22 protein-coding genes and 1 riboswitch are annotated in these 18,174 nt (G+C 50.0%); of the genes, 11 read left to right on the forward strand and 11 right to left on the reverse strand.

Annotated features, from left to right (window positions below; all coding sequences use genetic code 11):
• Positions 1 to 48 precede the first annotated feature (48 nt).
• Positions 49 to 1,392: a S41 family peptidase gene (locus ACQUQM_RS23145; protein WP_432472228.1), complete on the forward strand. Its 1,344-nt coding sequence runs from the start codon at positions 49 to 51 to the stop codon at positions 1,390 to 1,392.
• Entirely contained in the window at positions 1,389 to 2,270 is an 882-nt protein-coding gene (locus ACQUQM_RS23150) for a divergent polysaccharide deacetylase family protein (RefSeq protein WP_432472229.1), read from the forward strand. Before ACQUQM_RS23145 ends, ACQUQM_RS23150 begins: the two co-directional genes overlap by 4 nt.
• On the opposite strand, the gene ACQUQM_RS23155 is transcribed toward ACQUQM_RS23150, so the two are convergent.
• The 7 genes from ACQUQM_RS23155 to coaBC are packed head-to-tail and all read right to left on the reverse strand — an operon-like array spanning position 2,250 to position 7,859.
• Positions 2,250 to 3,038, reverse strand: coding sequence for a sulfite exporter TauE/SafE family protein (locus ACQUQM_RS23155; protein WP_432472230.1), 789 nt, complete (start codon positions 3,036 to 3,038; stop codon positions 2,250 to 2,252). The two genes, ACQUQM_RS23150 and ACQUQM_RS23155, sit on opposite strands and share 21 nt — an antisense overlap.
• A 3-nt stretch (positions 3,039 to 3,041) precedes the next feature.
• Positions 3,042 to 3,632: a nucleoid occlusion factor SlmA gene (gene slmA, locus ACQUQM_RS23160; protein ID WP_432472231.1), complete on the reverse strand. Its 591-nt coding sequence runs from the start codon at positions 3,630 to 3,632 to the stop codon at positions 3,042 to 3,044.
• Between the two features lie 5 nt (positions 3,633 to 3,637).
• Positions 3,638 to 4,546 (reverse strand): acetylglutamate kinase, encoded by a 909-nt coding sequence (gene argB / locus ACQUQM_RS23165; protein WP_432472232.1) that lies wholly within the window; start codon positions 4,544 to 4,546, stop codon positions 3,638 to 3,640.
• Position 4,547: 1 nt separating this feature from the next.
• Positions 4,548 to 5,999 (reverse strand): phosphomannomutase/phosphoglucomutase, encoded by a 1,452-nt coding sequence (locus ACQUQM_RS23170; protein ID WP_432472233.1) that lies wholly within the window; start codon positions 5,997 to 5,999, stop codon positions 4,548 to 4,550.
• The gene (locus ACQUQM_RS23175) at positions 5,999 to 6,172 is read right to left on the reverse strand and encodes a hypothetical protein (protein WP_432472234.1); all 174 of its coding nucleotides are present in this window, start codon (positions 6,170 to 6,172) and stop codon (positions 5,999 to 6,001) included. Before ACQUQM_RS23175 ends, ACQUQM_RS23170 begins: the two co-directional genes overlap by 1 nt.
• An 11-nt stretch (positions 6,173 to 6,183) precedes the next feature.
• Entirely contained in the window at positions 6,184 to 6,639 is a 456-nt protein-coding gene (gene dut, locus ACQUQM_RS23180) for a dUTP diphosphatase (protein WP_432472235.1), read from the reverse strand.
• Positions 6,640 to 6,650: 11 nt separating this feature from the next.
• Positions 6,651 to 7,859 carry a bifunctional phosphopantothenoylcysteine decarboxylase/phosphopantothenate--cysteine ligase CoaBC gene (gene coaBC / locus ACQUQM_RS23185; RefSeq protein WP_432472236.1) on the reverse strand — a complete coding sequence of 403 codons (1,209 nt, stop codon included), beginning with the start codon at positions 7,857 to 7,859 and terminating at the stop codon, positions 6,651 to 6,653.
• 137 nt (positions 7,860 to 7,996) lie between these two features.
• Here coaBC and radC point away from each other — a divergent pair, with 137 nt between their 5' ends.
• From radC to thiC, 7 genes are all read left to right on the forward strand, one after another.
• Positions 7,997 to 8,671 carry a RadC family protein gene (gene radC, locus ACQUQM_RS23190; protein ID WP_432472237.1) on the forward strand — a complete coding sequence of 225 codons (675 nt, stop codon included), beginning with the start codon at positions 7,997 to 7,999 and terminating at the stop codon, positions 8,669 to 8,671.
• A gap of 199 nt (positions 8,672 to 8,870) precedes the next feature.
• Positions 8,871 to 9,107: a 50S ribosomal protein L28 gene (rpmB, locus tag ACQUQM_RS23195; protein ID WP_432472238.1), complete on the forward strand. Its 237-nt coding sequence runs from the start codon at positions 8,871 to 8,873 to the stop codon at positions 9,105 to 9,107.
• 11 nt (positions 9,108 to 9,118) lie between these two features.
• On the forward strand, positions 9,119 to 9,274 hold the full coding sequence (gene rpmG, locus ACQUQM_RS23200; protein WP_432472239.1) for a 50S ribosomal protein L33: 156 nt from the start codon (positions 9,119 to 9,121) through the stop codon (positions 9,272 to 9,274).
• A 95-nt stretch (positions 9,275 to 9,369) separates the two neighbouring features.
• A complete protein-coding gene (mutM, locus tag ACQUQM_RS23205; protein WP_432472240.1) occupies positions 9,370 to 10,182 on the forward strand; it encodes a bifunctional DNA-formamidopyrimidine glycosylase/DNA-(apurinic or apyrimidinic site) lyase in 813 nt (270 codons plus the stop codon).
• On the forward strand, positions 10,182 to 11,102 hold the full coding sequence (locus ACQUQM_RS23210) for an alpha/beta hydrolase (protein WP_432472241.1): 921 nt from the start codon (positions 10,182 to 10,184) through the stop codon (positions 11,100 to 11,102). The genes mutM and ACQUQM_RS23210 overlap by 1 nt, the downstream gene beginning before the upstream one ends.
• A gap of 878 nt (positions 11,103 to 11,980) precedes the next feature.
• A riboswitch (TPP riboswitch) is annotated at positions 11,981 to 12,105 on the forward strand.
• Positions 12,106 to 12,155: 50 nt separating this feature from the next.
• Positions 12,156 to 12,968 (forward strand): bifunctional hydroxymethylpyrimidine kinase/phosphomethylpyrimidine kinase, encoded by an 813-nt coding sequence (gene thiD, locus ACQUQM_RS23215; protein WP_432472242.1) that lies wholly within the window; start codon positions 12,156 to 12,158, stop codon positions 12,966 to 12,968.
• 34 nt (positions 12,969 to 13,002) lie between these two features.
• Positions 13,003 to 14,883, forward strand: a complete 1,881-nt coding sequence (thiC, locus tag ACQUQM_RS23220) for a phosphomethylpyrimidine synthase ThiC (RefSeq protein ID WP_432472243.1) — start codon at positions 13,003 to 13,005, stop codon at positions 14,881 to 14,883.
• Positions 14,884 to 14,978: 95 nt separating this feature from the next.
• Here thiC and ACQUQM_RS23225 read toward each other — a convergent pair whose 3' ends face one another.
• On the reverse strand, positions 14,979 to 15,512 hold the full coding sequence (locus ACQUQM_RS23225; RefSeq protein ID WP_432472244.1) for a nucleoside 2-deoxyribosyltransferase: 534 nt from the start codon (positions 15,510 to 15,512) through the stop codon (positions 14,979 to 14,981).
• 4 nt (positions 15,513 to 15,516) lie between these two features.
• Positions 15,517 to 15,780: a DUF5062 family protein gene (locus ACQUQM_RS23230; protein WP_432472245.1), complete on the reverse strand. Its 264-nt coding sequence runs from the start codon at positions 15,778 to 15,780 to the stop codon at positions 15,517 to 15,519.
• Between the two features lie 71 nt (positions 15,781 to 15,851).
• On the opposite strand from ACQUQM_RS23230, the gene ACQUQM_RS23235 reads away from it, so the two are divergent.
• Positions 15,852 to 16,265, forward strand: coding sequence for a hypothetical protein (locus tag ACQUQM_RS23235; protein ID WP_432472246.1), 414 nt, complete (start codon positions 15,852 to 15,854; stop codon positions 16,263 to 16,265).
• Positions 16,266 to 16,307: 42 nt separating this feature from the next.
• On the opposite strand, the gene ACQUQM_RS23240 is transcribed toward ACQUQM_RS23235, so the two are convergent.
• Positions 16,308 to 16,772, reverse strand: coding sequence for an aminoacyl-tRNA deacylase (locus ACQUQM_RS23240; RefSeq protein ID WP_432472247.1), 465 nt, complete (start codon positions 16,770 to 16,772; stop codon positions 16,308 to 16,310).
• 108 nt (positions 16,773 to 16,880) lie between these two features.
• On the opposite strand from ACQUQM_RS23240, the gene ACQUQM_RS23245 reads away from it, so the two are divergent.
• A complete protein-coding gene (locus ACQUQM_RS23245) occupies positions 16,881 to 17,522 on the forward strand; it encodes an MBL fold metallo-hydrolase (RefSeq protein ID WP_432472248.1) in 642 nt (213 codons plus the stop codon).
• A 4-nt stretch (positions 17,523 to 17,526) separates the two neighbouring features.
• Here the strand turns inward: ACQUQM_RS23245 and ACQUQM_RS23250 are convergent, their stop codons facing one another.
• Positions 17,527 to 18,141 carry a DUF502 domain-containing protein gene (locus tag ACQUQM_RS23250; protein WP_432472249.1) on the reverse strand — a complete coding sequence of 205 codons (615 nt, stop codon included), beginning with the start codon at positions 18,139 to 18,141 and terminating at the stop codon, positions 17,527 to 17,529.
• Positions 18,142 to 18,174: the final 33 nt, after the last annotated feature.

Consider the following 18,174-nt stretch of genomic DNA (forward strand, 5'->3'; position numbering starts at 1 on the left):
CCTGCAATTACACTGTCAGTATCGGTTTAGCTAACTGAAGGACTCACTATGAAGCTGATTAAACAGCTATCAACAATCAGTACATCACTACTTTTATCTACCTTGCTTCTCGGTAATCCGGTATTGGCCCAGTCCGAGCCCGAGCCGGTTCAGGATTCAATTCCACTGGAAGAGATTCGCTTGTTTGCAGAGGTTTTTGAGCGTATTAAAAAAGCCTATGTAGAGCCTGTTGATGATGCCAAGTTACTGGAAGATGCGGTGCGTGGCATGTTAGCAGGGCTTGATCCTCATTCCACTTACCTTGAGCCGGATGCCTTCGATGAGTTGCAGTCCCATACCAGTGGTGAATTTGGTGGCCTGGGTATTGAGGTAGGTCTCGAAGACGGTTTTGTCCGGGTTATCACGCCGATCGATGATACGCCGGCGCAACGTGCCGGGGTTAAAGCTGGCGATCTGATCATCAAGTTGGGTGATCAGCCGGTTCAGGGTATGGATCTGAATGATGCAGTTAAGCTGATGCGGGGTAAACCGGGTTCGGAGCTGATTCTAACGGTCGTTCGTGACGGCGAAGACAAGCCTTTGGAAATTCCGGTAATCCGGGATGTGATTCGTGTTGCCAGCGTTAAACAGCGACTGCTTAGCGAGGATATTGGTTATCTGCGAATAACTCAGTTTCAGGTGAATACGGGCAAAGATCTTAAACGGGCGCTGGATAAGCTCAATCAGCAAGCCGAACTTAAAGGCTTGGTGCTTGATCTGCGTAATAACCCCGGCGGCGTTCTTCGTGCTGCAATTGAAGTAAGTGATGCGTTTCTGGATCAGGGTTTAATTGTCTACACTAAGGGGCGATTGCCTAATTCTGAGCTACGTTATAGCGCAACCACAAAGACACTGGGTAATGGCCGGCCTTTAGTTGTGTTGATTAATCAGGGTTCCGCTTCGGCATCTGAAATCGTTGCTGGTGCGTTGCAGGACCAAAAACGCGCCGTGATTATGGGTGTCGATAGCTTTGGTAAAGGTTCAGTGCAAACTATCCTGCCACTGGCTAAAGACCGTGCGGTTAAACTAACCACTGCCCGTTACTATACGCCGAGTGGTCGTTCTATTCAGGCGCAGGGTATTGAGCCGGATATCTATGTTGGTCAGGCAGATATTAAGTTGCGTGAAAACGGTGACTTTATCAAAGAGCGGGATCTGAGTGGCCACCTTGAAAATGGCGATGCTAAAAAGGCTGCCGCGGCTACTGATCAGAGTGGTCTTGCGGAAACTGACTATCAGCTCTATGAGGCGCTTAATCTTTTAAAAGCGTTAGCTATAGCGGGACCAATTACACTCGGGAACTCAGCCGCTATAGCACCGGCAGAGCAACCCCAGGTTAAGAGCGATCAGTGATAAGGCGTTTTTATCTTAAACCGGTCCCGGCAATTGCGCTGGGACTTGTTTTTGCTTTATTTATATTCACCGGGCAGGCTGTTGCCGAAAGCAGGTTGCCACGGCTGATCCTGATTATCGACGATATCGGTGATAATCTTGCACAGGGTGTGGCTGCTGTGGCCTTGCCGGGGCCGGTGGCCTATTCGGTGCTACCCCATACCCCTCACAGTAAAACCCTGGCCCGAATGGCGCATAGTCAGGGCAAAGAGGTTATGTTGCATGTGCCTATGGCAAATACACATAATCGGCGGCTGGGTCCGGGGGCATTAACATTAGATCTGGATAAGGCCTCTCTGCAGCAGATACTTAAGCAGGATATTGCGGCGATTCCTTATGTCTCAGGCGTCAATAACCATATGGGAAGTCTGTTAACCCAGCGTGGGAAGCAGATGAGCTGGGTGATGGATGTTATTGCCGAGCAGGGATTGTTTTTTCTGGACAGTGTGACAACCGCGAAGACGACGGCTTGGAAGTCGGCTTATCAACGCGGAGTACCCTGGATGATGCGTGATGTTTTCCTGGATCATGAACAGACCACCGAATTTGTTGATAAACAGTTCCGTTATGCGCTTAGGCTGGCCCGGCAACAAGGTTTTGCTGTGCTGATTGGTCATCCTTATCCGGTGACCGTAAGTTATCTGGCGGAAGCGATTCCCATGCTTGGGGAGCAAGGAATTCAGTTGGTCGCGCCTAGTGGATTCCTGTTTCAGCAGGCAGAAGCCCGGCGTCTGGTTGATGCGCAGAGAGCTGCTGCAGAATTGAGTCAGCAAAGTGCAGATAAGGCGTGTTGCAAAACGGCATTGGCTGGCGATGGCTCAATTCAGGCTAAGCCCTGATTGCCAGAGCCAGAATCCATCACTGATCAGTTTTATTCCCACTACAATTGTCAGGCATTCAAATGCCCTTTTTACCCATTGATTGCCTTTTTTCAGGGCTAGATGGGCGCCGCCATAAGCACCTATAATCGCACCAATGATCAATGGCGGTAACCAGCTCCAGTGAGGCGGTTGTTGCAGTGCGACAGTTATTGCACCAGATCCATTCCAGAACAGTCCGACCAGAATCAGAACATAGGCAACAGAGGATTTGTAATCAAGGCCAAACCAGCGTACCAGCCACAATGTTACAAACAGTCCGGTGCCCGAGGTCAGTGATCCGTTCAGAATGCCGATCAGAAATAACACTGAACCACCGATCAACAGTCCGTTAAGGTCTCTGTGCCGAGGGCTGCATACCAGGCCAAGCTGGTGTTTGAATATTGAATAGATACCGAGACTGGTGGTGAGAATACCGAGGCTGAAAATGGTTAGGGATTCAGGCAGGTGGAGAATAGTCAGGCCGCCAACTACTACGCCTGGTAATCCGCTAATCAGGATAAAGCCGCAGAAGCGAAGATCCAGATTACCTTCTTTCAGGTGGCGCAGAGTGGCACCAATGCCCAGAGCGACGCTGGCTATTTTGTGGGTGGCCAGCGCGCTGCTGAAACTGAGCCCGAGAAACAAAAGAACCGGGAGTTGAAGCAGGCCGGCACCACCGCCTGCCATGGCAGATAAACCATTGGCCAGCAAGGAGATGCCGAGCAGGCCAAGTTGTTCACTCAGCACTGCTTAACGGACGATTGCTACTGAAAGTACAGCCCATTGGTCGGCCCAGTTAATGGTTGGGCGACTTTTAAACTCACTGCGTACAAATTGACGGATTTTGCCTTCCGCTGACGCCAGCATCAGATTGGACGTAGCACCGCCTGGTAATGCTGTGCGCAGGCCTTCGCTTTGTTCTGCGGTACGCAGGATCTGTTTCAGCTGTGTTTCAAGCCGTTCAAAGAACTGATTGATCCGCTGGCGCAGGCGATCGGTTTCGCCGGCCAGGGCGTCACCGGTCAGAATTCTGGCCATCCCCGGGTTTTTTTCGACGAACGCGAGTAATAAGGTAAGGATCTGTTCACACTGCTTTAGCGCACTGGCTTCAGAATTAGTAATAATTGCTATCCGGCTGAACATTGTATCTTCGATAAAGCTGATCAGGCCTTCAAACATTCTGGCCTTACTTGGAAAGTGACGATATAGCGCAGCTTCCGATACACCAACGTGTTTAGCCAGAGCTGCTGTTGTGATCCGGGCGCCCGGATCATTTTCCAGCATCAGCGCCAGCGATTGCAGTATCTGTTCCCGGCGAGATATTTTTTCCTTAGCATCCATACTTATTACACCTTGTGGGCTTTATTACTGATCAGGGTACCGACACCTTCATCGGTGAAAATTTCCAGCAAGCAGGAATGCTCAACCCGGCCATCGATAATATGTGAGCTGTTGACACCGCTTTTCACCGCGCTCAGGGCGCAATCGATCTTAGGTAACATTCCGCCATATATAGTGCCATCTTCAATCAGGGCATCGACTTGTTCGGTACTCAGTCCGGTCAGTACCTCTCCCTCTTTGTCCATCAGGCCTGCGATGTTAGTCAGGAGAATCAGTTTTTCTGCCTGTAGGACTTCGGCGACTTTGCCAGCAACCAGGTCGGCGTTGATATTGTAGGAAGCACCATCTTTACCGACACCAATCGGTGCGATAACCGGAATGAAGTCAGAATTAACCAGCATGTTCAAAACATCGGTATTAACATGTTCGACTTCACCGACATGGCCGATGTCGATAATTTCCGGGGCTGACATTTCCGGAGATTGATGTTTTACCTTGAGCTTGCGGGCACCCAGTAGCATACCGTCTTTACCGGTCATACCGATCGCTTTACCGCCGTTTCTGTTTATCAGACCAACGATATCTTTGTTGACCATGCCGCCGAGCACCATCTCGACCACGTCCATCGTTTTGGAGTCGGTGACCCGCATGCCGTTAACAAAATGGGATTCGATCGAAAGCTTATCAAGCAGATCACCTATCTGAGGGCCGCCGCCATGTACCACGATCGGATTGATACCGATGAGCTTCATCATAACGATGTCACGGGCGAAGCTATTCTTCAGCTTATCGTCGATCATCGCGTTGCCGCCGTACTTAATTACCACGGTCTTACCGGAAAAACGTTGGATGTACGGCAGTGCTTCGCTTAGCACGTTAGCGGTATTGATCGCTTCTTTACGTGTCAGGGGCATTCTAGGGTTCTCTGTCTATAGTGTTTGTGTAGTTTGTAACCGCTAACTCCGGTATTTGCAAGTCAGGATTAACCAGTTTAAGTTTTTTCTTTATCAGCTGCTGCAAACGGGCCAGCGCTGATGGGTTGTCAGCTTCAATACGAAGGGTCAGAACCGGTGTGGTATTGGAGGCTCGGATGCCGAACCAGCCGTCTTCATACTCGACTCGTAAGCCGTCGATGGTATGGCAGGTGGCCGCTTCAAATGGCTGTTTTATGAGATCATCAATAAGTTGAAACTTCTCAGCTTCACTGACCTTAATATTGATCATCGGGGTTGCCAGTGGCTGTGGGTAGACTGCAAATAACTGGTCGGCACTGACACCGGACTTGGCCAGTTCTGATAGTAGTCTGACCGAGCTATAGAGCCCGTCATCAAAACCATACCAATGATCGGCAAAAAACAGATGGCCGCTGAATTCCCCCCCCATCAGTGCGTTGGTTTGCCGCATACGGTTTTTAATCATCGAGTGGCCGCATTGCCACATGGTAGCGATGCCACCTTTTTCGCGGATTAGCTTGCTCAGTGAGAGGGAGCTTTTAACATCGTGGACGACTTCTGCACCGGGATGCTGTTGCAACAGGCGGTCGGCGAACAGGCAGATTAACTGGTCCGAAGTGATTACAGCACCGCTATTGGTTACCACACCGAGGCGATCGCCATCGCCATCTAACGCCAGTCCGATATCAGCCTGCTCTTTTACAACGCAGTGGATAAGCTGTTGCAGGTTCTCAATCTCTTCTGGATTAGGGTGGTGGTTAGGAAAGGTGCCATCGACATCGCAGAAAAGTGGAATAACTTCGCAGTTACATAATTCCAGCAGTTCGGTTATCCAGGGACCGGGGACGCCGTTACCGCAGTCAATCGCTACTTTAAGAGGCTTACCTGCGGTATCGATTGGATGGGCATCGCATACTTTCTGCAGATAGCCGCTTCGGATATTTGCATGGCTAAGCTGGCCGGCCTGCGTACAATTTAAATTCTGTTTTTTGATTCGCTGCCACAGTGCGCTGATCTCGTCGCCACATAAAGTGTGGCCGCCGAGCATGATTTTAAAGCCGTTGTAATCGGTGGGGTTGTGGCTGCCGGTTACCATAACGCCGGATCCGGTATCTAATGCAACCGTCGAGTAATACAGCGCGGGGGTTGGCGCTAGGCCGATGTTGATTACATCGATACCACTATTGAGTAGTCCCCGAATCAGAGCGTTACTGAGTTCGATGCTGGACAGGCGGCCATCATAGGCAACGGTAAGACTTGATTGGTCGCGTAAACGCGCCTCGCTGCCAATAGCCAGGCCGATCAGTTCGGCCCAGTCAGCATTGAGGGTTTTGCCGTAGATGCCGCGGATATCGTAAGCCCGGAATATTTCGGCCGGAATTGTGGCAATTGCATCCTGCAGTGTTTTTTTCATTATCCTGAATTTGCCTTAGTAGCACTCTGACGGGCCTTACCATCTATTGCCTGAGCGATTAGTTCTGCACAGTCAGTATTAAACGTATTTTCATGGAAATCGCGGATATCGTAAGCCCGGAATATTTCGACCGGAATTGTGGCAATTGCATCCAGTTGTGTGTTTTTGATCATTCTATTCAGCCTTAGTGACGCCCGGATGAACCAAAACCGCCATCACCACGATCACTGTCGCTGAACTCATCAACCACTTCAAACTCGGCTTGTACCACGGGAACCAGTACTAACTGTGCAATACGTTCACCCGGTTCTACGGTAAAGCTGGTATCGCCGCGGTTCCAGCAGGAAACCATGAGCTGACCCTGATAATCGGAATCGATGAGACCGACAAGGTTGCCCAGTACAATACCGTGTTTATGCCCCAGACCTGAGCGGGGCAGAATCATAGCGCATAACGCAGGATCAGCGATGTGTATCGCGATGCCTGTAGGTAGCAGTTCTGTTTGTCCCGGCTCCAGAATTATTGACTGATTCAGGCAGGCCCTCAGATCAAGACCGGCAGAGCCTTCGGTGGCGTAGTGGGGAAGTGGAAACTGTCCGCCAATGCGATCATCAAGAATTTTTACCTGTAGCTTTTTCATAGTCTGGTCTCTTACTCTTCTGCGGTTTCGTACTGGCTGGCAATCATTTCAATCAGTTGACCGGCAAGCTGGCGCTTGCTGCTTAGCGGTAATGGTTTGACATGATGACGGCTGACAACGGTGACTGCATTGTCATCACTGTTAAAGCCGATATCGCTACGGGATACATCATTGGCAATAATAAGATCCAGATTTTTGCGCACCAGTTTGCCCTGAGCATAGGTAACTACATTCTGGGTTTCAGCGGCAAAACCGACGGTGAAAGGTTTTCTTTCTAAACCGGCTACGGTAGCAACGATATCCGGGTTTTTCACCAGATGCAGTTCCATTATCTCTTCGTTGCCTTTCTTCATCTTATGCTCAGCAATCGAAACCGGGCGGTAATCTGCTACGGCGGCTGAGGCGATGAAAATATCGCACTGGCTTATATTCTGCAGAGATGCATCAAGCATCTGTTCGGCACTCTCTACCCGAATAACTTCGCAGCGCTGCGGAGCTGGTAAATTAACCGGACCGCTGATCAGGGTGACTTGAGCGCCGGCGTCGATAGCCGCTTCGGCCAGGGCGTAACCCATTTTTCCTGAGCTGTGGTTACTGATATAGCGAACCGGGTCGAGCGCTTCGCGGGTAGGTCCTGCGGTAATAAAGACCCGCTTGCCGCACAATAGTCCGAGATCAAACAGATCGGCTGCCTGTTGCGCTATTTGCGTAGGTTCGAGCATCCGCCCCGGACCAGTATCACCACAGGCTTGTTCACCGACACCGGGCCCCAGCAGACGGATGTTTTTCTGTTGCAGGCTCCTGGCATTCGCCTGCGTCTGAGGATCGCGCCACATCGCCTGATTCATTGCCGGTGCCAGCACAATAGGTGCCTCAGTAGCCAGGCAGATAGTCGTTAGCAGGTCATTACCATGGCCGTTATCGAGGCGGGCCATGAAATCTGCGCTAGCCGGGGCGATCAGTACCATATCAGCCCATTTAGCCAGTTCAATATGACCCATGCCAGCCTCAGCTTCAGGGTCAAGCAGGTGCTGGTGTACCTGATGACCGGAGAGAGCCTGCATCGTCAGCGGTGTGATGAATTCTGTCGCGGCGGCTGTCATGACAACCCGGACGTCCGCACCGGCACCTTTCAGGATGCGGGTTAATTCGGCACTTTTATAGGCGGCAATACCGCCGGTAATACCTAAAACGATCTGTCGATTTGTAAGTCTTTGCATACCGTATAACTGTTATGTCAGCTGAAAACAGGGAGCTAAAGATACCATTAACCGTTAGCGGGGAACATTGCTGGCATTAAAAAACGTCTAAACTGCTTCTGCATGATTGAATTAAGAGACACAAAAGGAGTTGTGTGATGACGATTACGGATTGGCCTGAAATGGAACGGCCTCGAGAAAAGTTACTGCATAAGGGAGCGAGAGCCTTGTCGGATGCAGAATTATTAGCGATATTTCTGCGAACCGGAGTGAGGGGGCGCAGTGCCGTTGATCTGGCCAGGGATCTGTTAATACGTTTTGGTACGCTGCGGGAACTGATCCGCGCATCACAATCGGAGTTTTGCGAAGCTAATGGTTTAGGCACGGCTAAATATGTACAGCTACAGGCGGTTATGGAGATCAGTCGCCGTACTGCTGCAGAGAGGTTGCAGCGGGATTCAGTGCTGGACTCACCGCAAGCGGTAAGGAGTTATCTGCAGAGCCAGTTATGCAACCGTTCCCGGGAAGTCTTTGGCTGTCTGATGCTTGATAATCAACATCGGGTGATCTGCTTTGATGAACTTTTTGCTGGCACTATCGATAGCGCATCGGTTCATCCCAGAGAAGTGGTGAAGCAGGCTTTGTTGAGAAATGCGGCGGCGGTAATTCTGGCCCATAACCATCCTTCCGGTGTGGCCGAGCCCAGCCATGCCGATTGCAGTATTACCAAACGTTTGCAAGAAGCCCTGCAGCTGGTGGATATCCGCTTGTTGGATCATATGGTTATCGGCGACGGAGAGACTGTTTCGTTGGCCGAAAGAGGCTTAATATAGAATCTGTATTTTACGGTAGCTATGGACGGTCATATTCTGTACAATGCGCGCTCTTCTATCCACTGGTACGGTAAATTGTCTTGGTATAAGACGCTCCGCCTGAGGATCGCAAAGCTACCCGTGTATTTGGGAATCATAGCTTTCGGCCCAATAAGTATCTGATAGAAGATGTAATTGAATTTATTAAAGGTGTTTTAATATGTCTCGAGTTTGCATGGTTACAGGTAAGCGTCCTGTAACAGGAAACAATGTTTCCCACGCATTGAACCGTACGCGTCGTCGTTTTCTTCCGAACCTGCACTGGCATCGTTTCTGGGTAGAGAGCGAGCAGAAGTTTGTACGTCTGCGTGTTTCTTCTAAAGGTATGCGCATCATCGATAAGAAAGGTATCGATGTAGTGCTGACTGAAGTTCGTAAGAACGGCATCAAGGTTTAAGGAGCAGTAACATGCGCGATAAGATTAAGATGGTATCTTCTGCTGGTACTGGTCACTACTACACTACGACCAAGAACAAGCGTACTACTCCAGACAAGCTGGAAATGAAGAAGTATGATCCGGTTGTACGTCAGCACGTAACGTATAAAGAAGCTAAGATCAAATAAGGATCTGTGCTTAAAGAAAAACCCGGCTGGTCCGGGTTTTTTTGTGTCTGGTGATTTTTTGCCTGTTCATTATCAGTGAGTTTTCGATTTCGATTATGCCTGAACTGCCCGAAGTAGAAACGACCCGTCGTGGGATTGAACCCCACTTACAGGGACAAATTATTACCGGCCTGGTGGTACGTCAGCCAAAGCTGCGCTGGCCGGTACCGGGAGGCCTTGGCGATCTGATTGATGGTCAGCGTATTGAAGCGGTGGAGCGTCGGGGTAAGTATCTGTTGCTTCACACGATGCCAGGTGCCGTTATGATCCACCTGGGGATGTCGGGCAGCCTCTACCTGGTGGCGACCGACCAGCCTGCGGCCTATCATGACCATGTTGATCTGCAGTTGGATAGCGGTATGGCTCTGCGCCTGACTGATCCGCGGCGGTTTGGATCCGTATTATGGCAGCCGGCTGGTACGCAGCATGATCTGCTTGCCAAGCTGGGTCCTGAACCCTTATCCGATCAGTTTAATATTGAGTATTTGTGGCAGCGCTGTCAGGGGCGAAAAGGTGCTATCAAGCAATTGATAATGGATAGTCATATTGTTGTTGGTGTGGGTAATATCTATGCCAATGAAGCATTGTTCAGTGCAGGCATTCATCCTAAGCGGGCTGCAGGTCGGGTTTCTAAAAAGCGTCTGGCGGTCTTTGTTACAGAAATTAAACAGGTACTGTCCCGTGCTATCGCTCAGGGGGGGACGACCTTAAAGGATTTTGTCGGCGGTGATGGAAAACCGGGTTATTTTAAGCAGGAACTGCAGGTCTATGGGCGTGCAGGAGAAAGCTGTGTGCAGTGTCGTAACAGTCTGAAAGAGATCCGCCTGGGTCAGAGAAGTACCGTTTATTGTCCGGAGTGTCAGCGCTGATGAGTATTATTGAACCGTTATTGAAACCAACCCCGCTGGGGGGCGATGTCTGTCCAACCCGGGAAGATCTTTGGCGCGCATTGGGTAATGGGGAGTATCTGCAGCATCGTGAAACATTTCATGTCGGATCATTGCCGCTGCACTGTGAAATATATGAACACAGTATTGATGCGCCGGTTTTAATCTTCCTGCCGGGAATTGGTACTTACGCTGAGCTGTATGCCGAGATGCTGCACCATATCTCAGAGCAGGGATTCAATGTAGTTGCTATAGACCTTCCGGGCCACGGCTATAGTGGCGGTGAGCCGGGTCTCTACACTGTCGAAACGGTATGTCAGTCAGTTGAATTAGTCATGAATGCCCTGGAGCAGCGCTATACCGGCTCATTTTCTCTGTTTGGCTATTCGATTGGTGCGTTGCTGGCGGTGGCCGCAGCTGAGAAAGATCAGCGAATCGCCGCCGTCTTATGTGGCACATTGCTTACTACTGAGGAAGCGCCCGATCTGTTCCATTATCTGGGCTGGCAATGGACCTGGGGTAGTGGTTTGCTGTTTCCTCATATCAAGCTGCCGCTGTCCTGGATTGTGGATTATGATCAGCTGCTGGCCGGCCACCCGGCTGGTCAGCTGATTAATCAGGACCCTATGATGGTGCTGGATTACCCGTTTAAGACGCTGTCCAGCCTGTTTTCGCATCGTGCCGGAATTATGCAGCAACGCTATCCGTTTAACTTGGCGATTGTTCAGGGTGATCAGGATGAGGTGTTGTCGCTAAATTATTCTCGGCGGGTGCAGGCTAAGGCCGAGCAACCGATTGAGTTAATTGCGGTGCCGGGTGAAGGGCATATGATGCCGTTGACTGCGCCGCACAAACTGGCAGGCATAGTCACGGACTGGCTTAAGAAGAGCCTGATAGCATAATTAAAGTAGGATACAGCTGGCTAATTCAGATATTTTGAGTCGATGGGGTTGGCTGAAGTGTGTGCTTAATTGGGCCTTGAGGAGTTAAAGCACGGGCTGGAATATTCATCGCTTTAACTAACCAAATACCCTGATGTGGTAGCCGCACTGCCGCGGTGGATCAAAATTTGATGTGGCGGGTCTTTATCTGAGGCTAGCCTAGTGAGTTTCTATGGGAATGAGGGGGGGCGTTTATAGCAATTGTCTGCGCTGCTGTGATATTTCAGCGCTGATTTGCAAGAAAAAAAGAGAGTACTTAGTTCCCCTTAAGTACTCTCTTCAGGTTGGCACTTCATAATCCTTATGAATCTTTCTGCGAAATCTACAGCTGGCATCCTGCCGACTTCCATGTATCCTTTTTCGCCTGACCTTCTACTGAGCCACTCTTTTATCAAGAGCGGAGTAAACAAGTCGCCATCCTTTTTCGTCATCCTTGAAGTGTATCGATCCTTCAGTGCCTATTATGGTGATATTCAGACGCCTGGCTATAGGAAAAAGTCCTATACGGAGTCAAAAATCAAACAAATGTTTTATTTACGCATAAAAAAGAGAGTACTCAGTTCCCCTTGAGTACTCTCTTCGTCCTGGCTTCCATGATCCCTGCGGTAATATCCCAGGCATCATGCCTGCATTCCTTGCCATCCTTTCCGCGTTGCTTGGCCGTCCCGTATTCGGTCCATGAATGCTCTTAAATCCTTGAAGCACATTATCTGCGGTGTGCCATGAGAAAAATATAGGAAAAATTCCTATTTTTTAATGTTAGAACGATACGTTATAAGAGGTTTTCTCTTATTACGGTTAATAGATAGACAGACTGGCGTTGTGATCATAAACTAGCCCTATCTTGGTCGGGGTGCCCGTTGGGGCTGAGAGCTGCTGAATTCTTCTTTTGAATTTTATAATGGCAGTAACCCGCGAACCTGATCCGGTTAATTCCGGCGTAGGAAATCGAGATAAACCGTAATTCTCCTCAGTGTTGTATTCGGTTTAGCTCATAGTTGCTGGACTAAGTACATGCCACATAAAACAGTTCCAATCGCGCTTACAATTGCTGGCTCAGATAGCAGTGGAGGTGCGGGTATCCAGGCAGATCTGAAGGCTTTTTCTGCTTTAGGTGTCTATGGTGCGTCAGTGATTACTGCTGTGACCGCCCAGAATACCAGCGAAGTGCGGGCTATCCATCCTATACCTTCAGACGTTCTCGGTTTGCAGCTCGATGCTGTGTTCGATGACCTGAATGTTACTGCAGTTAAGATCGGCATGTTAGGTGATGTGGAGACTGTTGAGCTAGTCGCTGATAAGCTTTTACAGCATGCACCAGCCAGGCTGGTGGTCGATCCCGTTATGGTTGCAAAAAGTGGCGACGCGTTACTGCTGAGCAGTGCCGTTGATATGCTTAAAGCCAAACTGATTCCTCAGGCAACCCTGATCACGCCCAACCTCCCGGAAGCAGCAATACTTTTAGATTGTCCTGAGCCTGCATCAATGGCTGAAATGGAGTTTGCAGCGGAACAGCTTGTGCAACTTGGTTGCAAAGCAGTACTGCTCAAAGGCGGACATCTGGAAGGTAGTAAAAATTCGATTGACCTGTTGTTTGATGGTAAGCAGATGCAGCAGTTTTCTGCTCCTAGGATCGCGACAGGCAATACCCATGGAACGGGTTGTACTCTCGCATCCGCAGTAACTGCTGGGTTGGCTCACGGTCTGGATCTGGCAGCGGCAGTACAGCAAGCAAAAGAATATATTCACGGTGCAATAGTTGCAGCGGACACTCTTGATGTAGGTAAGGGGCACGGCCCGGTACATCACTTTTATAAGTTCTGGTAAGCAGACGAAGAATAATCAAAAAGCAGGTATTAAAATGGCAGACTCAAATACAGTTTTAAGCCGCAGCGCCCAGGTTGACGAAGCATCCGTTCAGCCATTCCCGAGCTCGCGTAAAGTTTATATCGAAGGCTCCCGCGCGGATATTCAGGTACCGATGCGCGAGATCTCGCTGGACGATACCCCGACTGATATGGGTGGCGAGAAGAATGAGCCATTGTATGTCTATGACACCTCCGGTCCTTACACCGACCCAAAAGCTGAGATCGATGTCCGTAAAGGTCTGGCGCCGCTTCGTGCAAGCTGGATTGATGAGCGTAACGACACCGAGCAATTAGATGGCCTGAGCTCTGAATACGGCCGCGGCCGGGAGCAGGATCTGCGTCTGGATCACCTGCGTTTTGAGCTGACGCGAAAGCCACTGCGCGCCAAAGAAGGCGCTAACGTTTCCCAGCTGCACTATGCCCGTAAAGGCATTATCACGCCTGAGATGGAATACATCGCCATCCGCGAGAACATGAAGCTGGCCAAAGCCGGCGCCGAAGGTCAGATGGTTGACCAGCAGCACCCGGGCCACAGCTTCGGCGCCCAGCTGCCGGAACAGATCACCCCTGAATTCGTGCGTAAAGAGGTGGCTGAAGGTCGTGCCATTATCCCGGCCAACATCAACCATCCGGAAGTCGAGCCGATGATCATCGGTCGTAACTTCCTGGTCAAGATCAACGGTAACATCGGTAACTCGGCGCTGAGCTCTTCCATCGAGGAAGAAGTGGAGAAGATGACCTGGGGTATCCGCTGGGGTTCCGATACCATCATGGACCTGTCTACCGGTAAGAACATTCACGAAACCCGCGAATGGATCCTGCGTAACTCGCCGGTACCGATCGGTACCGTACCTATCTACCAGGCGCTGGAAAAAGTCAGCGGCGTGGCCGAAGACCTGACCTGGGAAGTGTTCCGCGACACCCTGATCGAACAGGCTGAGCAAGGGGTGGATTACTTCACTATTCACGCCGGTGTACTGCTGCGCTACGTACCGATGACCGCCAAGCGGATGACCGGTATCGTCTCCCGCGGTGGTTCCATCATGGCGAAATGGTGCCTGGCGCACCATGAAGAGAACTTCCTCTACACCCACTTCGAAGAGATCTGCGAGATCTGTAAGGCCTACGATGTGTCCTTTTCACTGGGCGATGGCCTGCGTCCTGGCTCGGTTTACGATGCCAACGACGAAGCGCAGTTCTCTGAGCTGGAAACCCTGGGCGAGCTGACCAAGATCGCCTGGAAGCACGACGTACAGGTGATGATCGAAGGCCCTGGTCACGTGCCGATGCACATGATCAAAGAGAACATGGACAAGCAGCTAACTGAGTGCCACGAAGCACCGTTCTACACGCTTGGACCGCTGACCACCGATATTGCACCGGGCTATGACCATATCACTTCCGGTATCGGTGCGGCGATGATCGGCTGGTACGGTTGCGCCATGCTCTGTTATGTAACGCCGAAAGAGCACCTTGGCCTGCCAAACAAAGACGATGTTAAGACCGGCATCATCACCTACAAGATCGCTGCCCATGCGGCAGACCTTGCGAAAGGTCATCCGGGTGCCCAGATCCGTGATAATGCGATGTCCAAGGCACGCTTCGAGTTCCGCTGGGAAGACCAGTTCAACATCGGCCTTGACCCGGACACCGCCCGTGCGTTCCACGATGAGACCCTGCCGAAAGAGTCCGCCAAAGTCGCGCACTTCTGCTCCATGTGCGGCCCGAAATTCTGCTCGATGAAGATCTCGCAGGAAGTACGTAACCTGGATTCCAGCGAAGTCGCAGCGATTGAAGCGGCGGCGGAAAAAGGGATGCAGGAAAAGTCGGAAGAGTTTAAAGAGACCGGTGCCGAGATCTACCATAAGCTCTGATCATACGAGCTGAATATAAGATCAAAGCAAAGCACAAGATCTTAGCCCATAGGAAGTAAAAGAAAGCCGCGCTTTAGAAGAAGGTAGCGGCTTTTCTATTTCTGGACGGTTAAAATTTGTTGCAGTACCGTTTCAAAGACTTTCAGGTGATTTTCTATAGTCTGCTCGAGTTTAGCCGTGATGAGACCGCCTGTGGTATCCGTTGCTCCGATCATCATCAGGTTGTCAGGCATATCAAAAGCTTCAATACTGTAGCCTTCGGCATCGGTCAGCTCGCCATTAACCCGCTCAGCATAGTTACGGTTATCTAGTGTATAACCCCACACAGGTTTCTTCATCGCTGCTACATAGCCCATCTCGAATGCTGTACCTACATCCATGCTGGGGCCTCTGAAGGGGGTCATGTTGGCAATAATAAGGTCGCAGTCATTCATTAGGCTGGTATTTGCATTGAATATAGATAGCCCCGCCTGATAGGGGGATAACCCTGTCAGATCCAGTTCCGTATCCAGTGGAAAGTGGCCACAGAACCCATATTCCAGGCACAGGGCTTTTTTGGCGGCTCCTATTGCGGCAGCCTCTGGCCAGAAAACATCGGGGCCGGCCAGATAGATCTGCTTGGCAGCCACCGGTTCAGCCTTTCAGTAACGGATGGTCGTTGGGCAGTTGGCGTGAGATCCACAGGGCCAGTTTATGCTTCATGTTCGGTTCGTTGTCTTCGCCTTTAGCCAACGGTTGAATCAGCTTGTCCAGTACTAGCAGACGGTATATCGCTGTTATCTTATCGCCGGCACTATCGGTGGCTTCGAACATACCGACGCCTCTGGTTTTCATATAGACGCCGCCAACACGAATGGCTTCTTTTACCAGTGCGGCTTCGTTTTTCAGTTTTGACAAGGTCGGAACTCCTTTCTTAGCTATCAGTGCAAACGTTTAATATAACCGACGGTCTAAGGATGACAAGCGCTATGATGCAAACTCTGATGTGGGGTGGTTGCATGGCAAGATTAAAATATTTATGTGTGTTGATATTGTGTTGTTTTCTTTCAGTTTCATCAGCCTTCCCGGGTGACCAGTCAGTCCAGGTGGAAGTAGCCACATCTGAAGTTCGGTTTTTTAATGTACGTGTATATCAGGAAGCTGATAAAAGCTGGGTACTACGGGGCAGAATTACCCGTAGCAATAAAGATATCAAGGTTCCTGTTGGCAAGGTAAAGGTTATAGTTCTCGATGAACGCGGTCGTCAAAGTTATATGGAAACATCAGATTACAAGCCGTCATTCATTCATCGTAAAACAGATAGAGCTTCATATTTTACGGTCAGATTGCCCAGGAAGGTGGTGACGGATAAGAGCACCCTGAAGCTTTCCTTTACAAGGTAAAGCTTTTCAAGCGACCCTGATCAGGTCGCTTGAAGTGATGCTTTAATGGCTGATAAGGCCATGGGGCAGGTCGGTCATGACCCGTTTGAAGGTGGATTGAGACAGGCAGAGAAGGTCCTGATGATCTCCTGCTTCCATATAGCAGTCTGGTTCTTCAGCCAGATGCTCGTCCCAGATTACCCGCATGTTATAGGCTTGTCCCAATGCCGGAACAGCCCCTTTATTGCAGTCACTGAACAGAATTTTTACATCCCGTTGCGCTGCGGGTGAAAATACCCGGCCCATACGGCGGTTAACTGCATTCAGATCGACCCGGCGATCGGATGGTACAACGGCCATCATAAAGCCTTCGTCGTCTTTCAGAACCACTCCTTTAGCCATTCGTCTGGCAGGCACATGTGCTGCAATAGCTGAGCTCAGAGACGTTTCAGCATAAGGATGGCGAATTAACCGGTAAGGTATATCCCCCCGGTTCAGATAGGTTTGTAAGGTCGGTGAAACAGACATTCGAAAATCCTCCCGACATGCTTTAGCAACATGCCATGTAGCATATCGAAGGATAGTTCAGAAATAGAGTATAATTGCGTACTTGTTTTCATCAACACTGGCATCTTCATGAAATACAGTATTATTCCGGTTACTCCATTTCAGCAAAACTGCACTTTATTGTGGTGCGAAGCGACAAATAAGGCTGCAGTCGTTGATCCTGGAGGGGATGTAGCGAAAATCATCGCAAAAGTTGATGAGTTGGGGTTAGTGCTTGAAAAGATCCTGTTAACCCATGCTCATATCGATCATGCCGGTGGTACTGCTGAGCTGTCTGCTACCGCTGGAATACCGATTGAAGGCCCTCATCAGGAGGATAAATTCTGGATCGATGGCTTACCCCAACAGAGCCAGATGTTTGGTTTTCCAGATGTGGAAGTGTTTGACCCTGATCGCTGGCTGGTTGATGGGGACACCGTCAGCGTTGGTAACGAGACTCTGAATGTTCTGCATTGTCCCGGTCATACACCAGGACATGTTGTGTTTTTTCATGCTGCAGGACAGCTGGCACTGGTAGGTGATGTGTTGTTTCAGGGGTCGATTGGACGAACTGATTTTCCTAAAGGTGATCACCCTACACTGATAAGCTCTATTCGCGAAAAACTATTCCCTCTGGGTGATGAAGTCGCTTTTATTCCGGGTCATGGGCCGATGTCTACTTTCGGTCAGGAGCGCAAGAGCAACCCTTTTGTCAGTGATCATCGGGGCTGATAAATCATGCTTGCGGATTCTTATTGTCAGTGGCTGAAACACCGCCACTGACAACGAATGTCGTCACTTGACCCGCCGGTGCATGCAAAGGCACTACACGATTGCCGGGCACGATGATCAGATTTCCGGCAAAGTTATAGGATTGCGGCAGATAGACGGCAACGTCTTCTGGCAGACCGAATTGCTCCAGACCATCACTGGTCATGAATCCCATCGCTTTTATGGCTTTATCTTCAGTAAGATATACCAATACCGGGCGATCGAAGCTTTTCTTTTCTCCCAGTAATGCATTAAACAAGTCTTTCAACGAGTTATAGAGCATTTTTACGACTGGGATTCGTTCCATCAAGCTATCGATGAAGGCCATCAGATGACGGGTCAGATAAAGTGAGCCGGCAATCCCGGTGAGGGTTATCGCGATCACTGTTCCCAGGGTGCCAAGGATTGTCGCAGTGATACCCGGCTCTATCTTTGGATAAACATATGCGATGACTGATCCTACGGCAGAAAACACTGTTTCGTTGAGCGCGGTGAAAATCAAAAACACCAGATAGATAGTGAGTACGAAAGGTAGCAGGATCAGTAGTCCCTGAAAGAAAAATCTGAACAGTGTCTTCATGAATAAATTTCCTGTTGAAAATCAGCTGTGACG

Source organism: Amphritea sp. HPY, assembly GCF_050870985.1.
In the GTDB taxonomy this organism is placed as follows: domain Bacteria; phylum Pseudomonadota; class Gammaproteobacteria; order Pseudomonadales; family Balneatricaceae; genus Amphritea.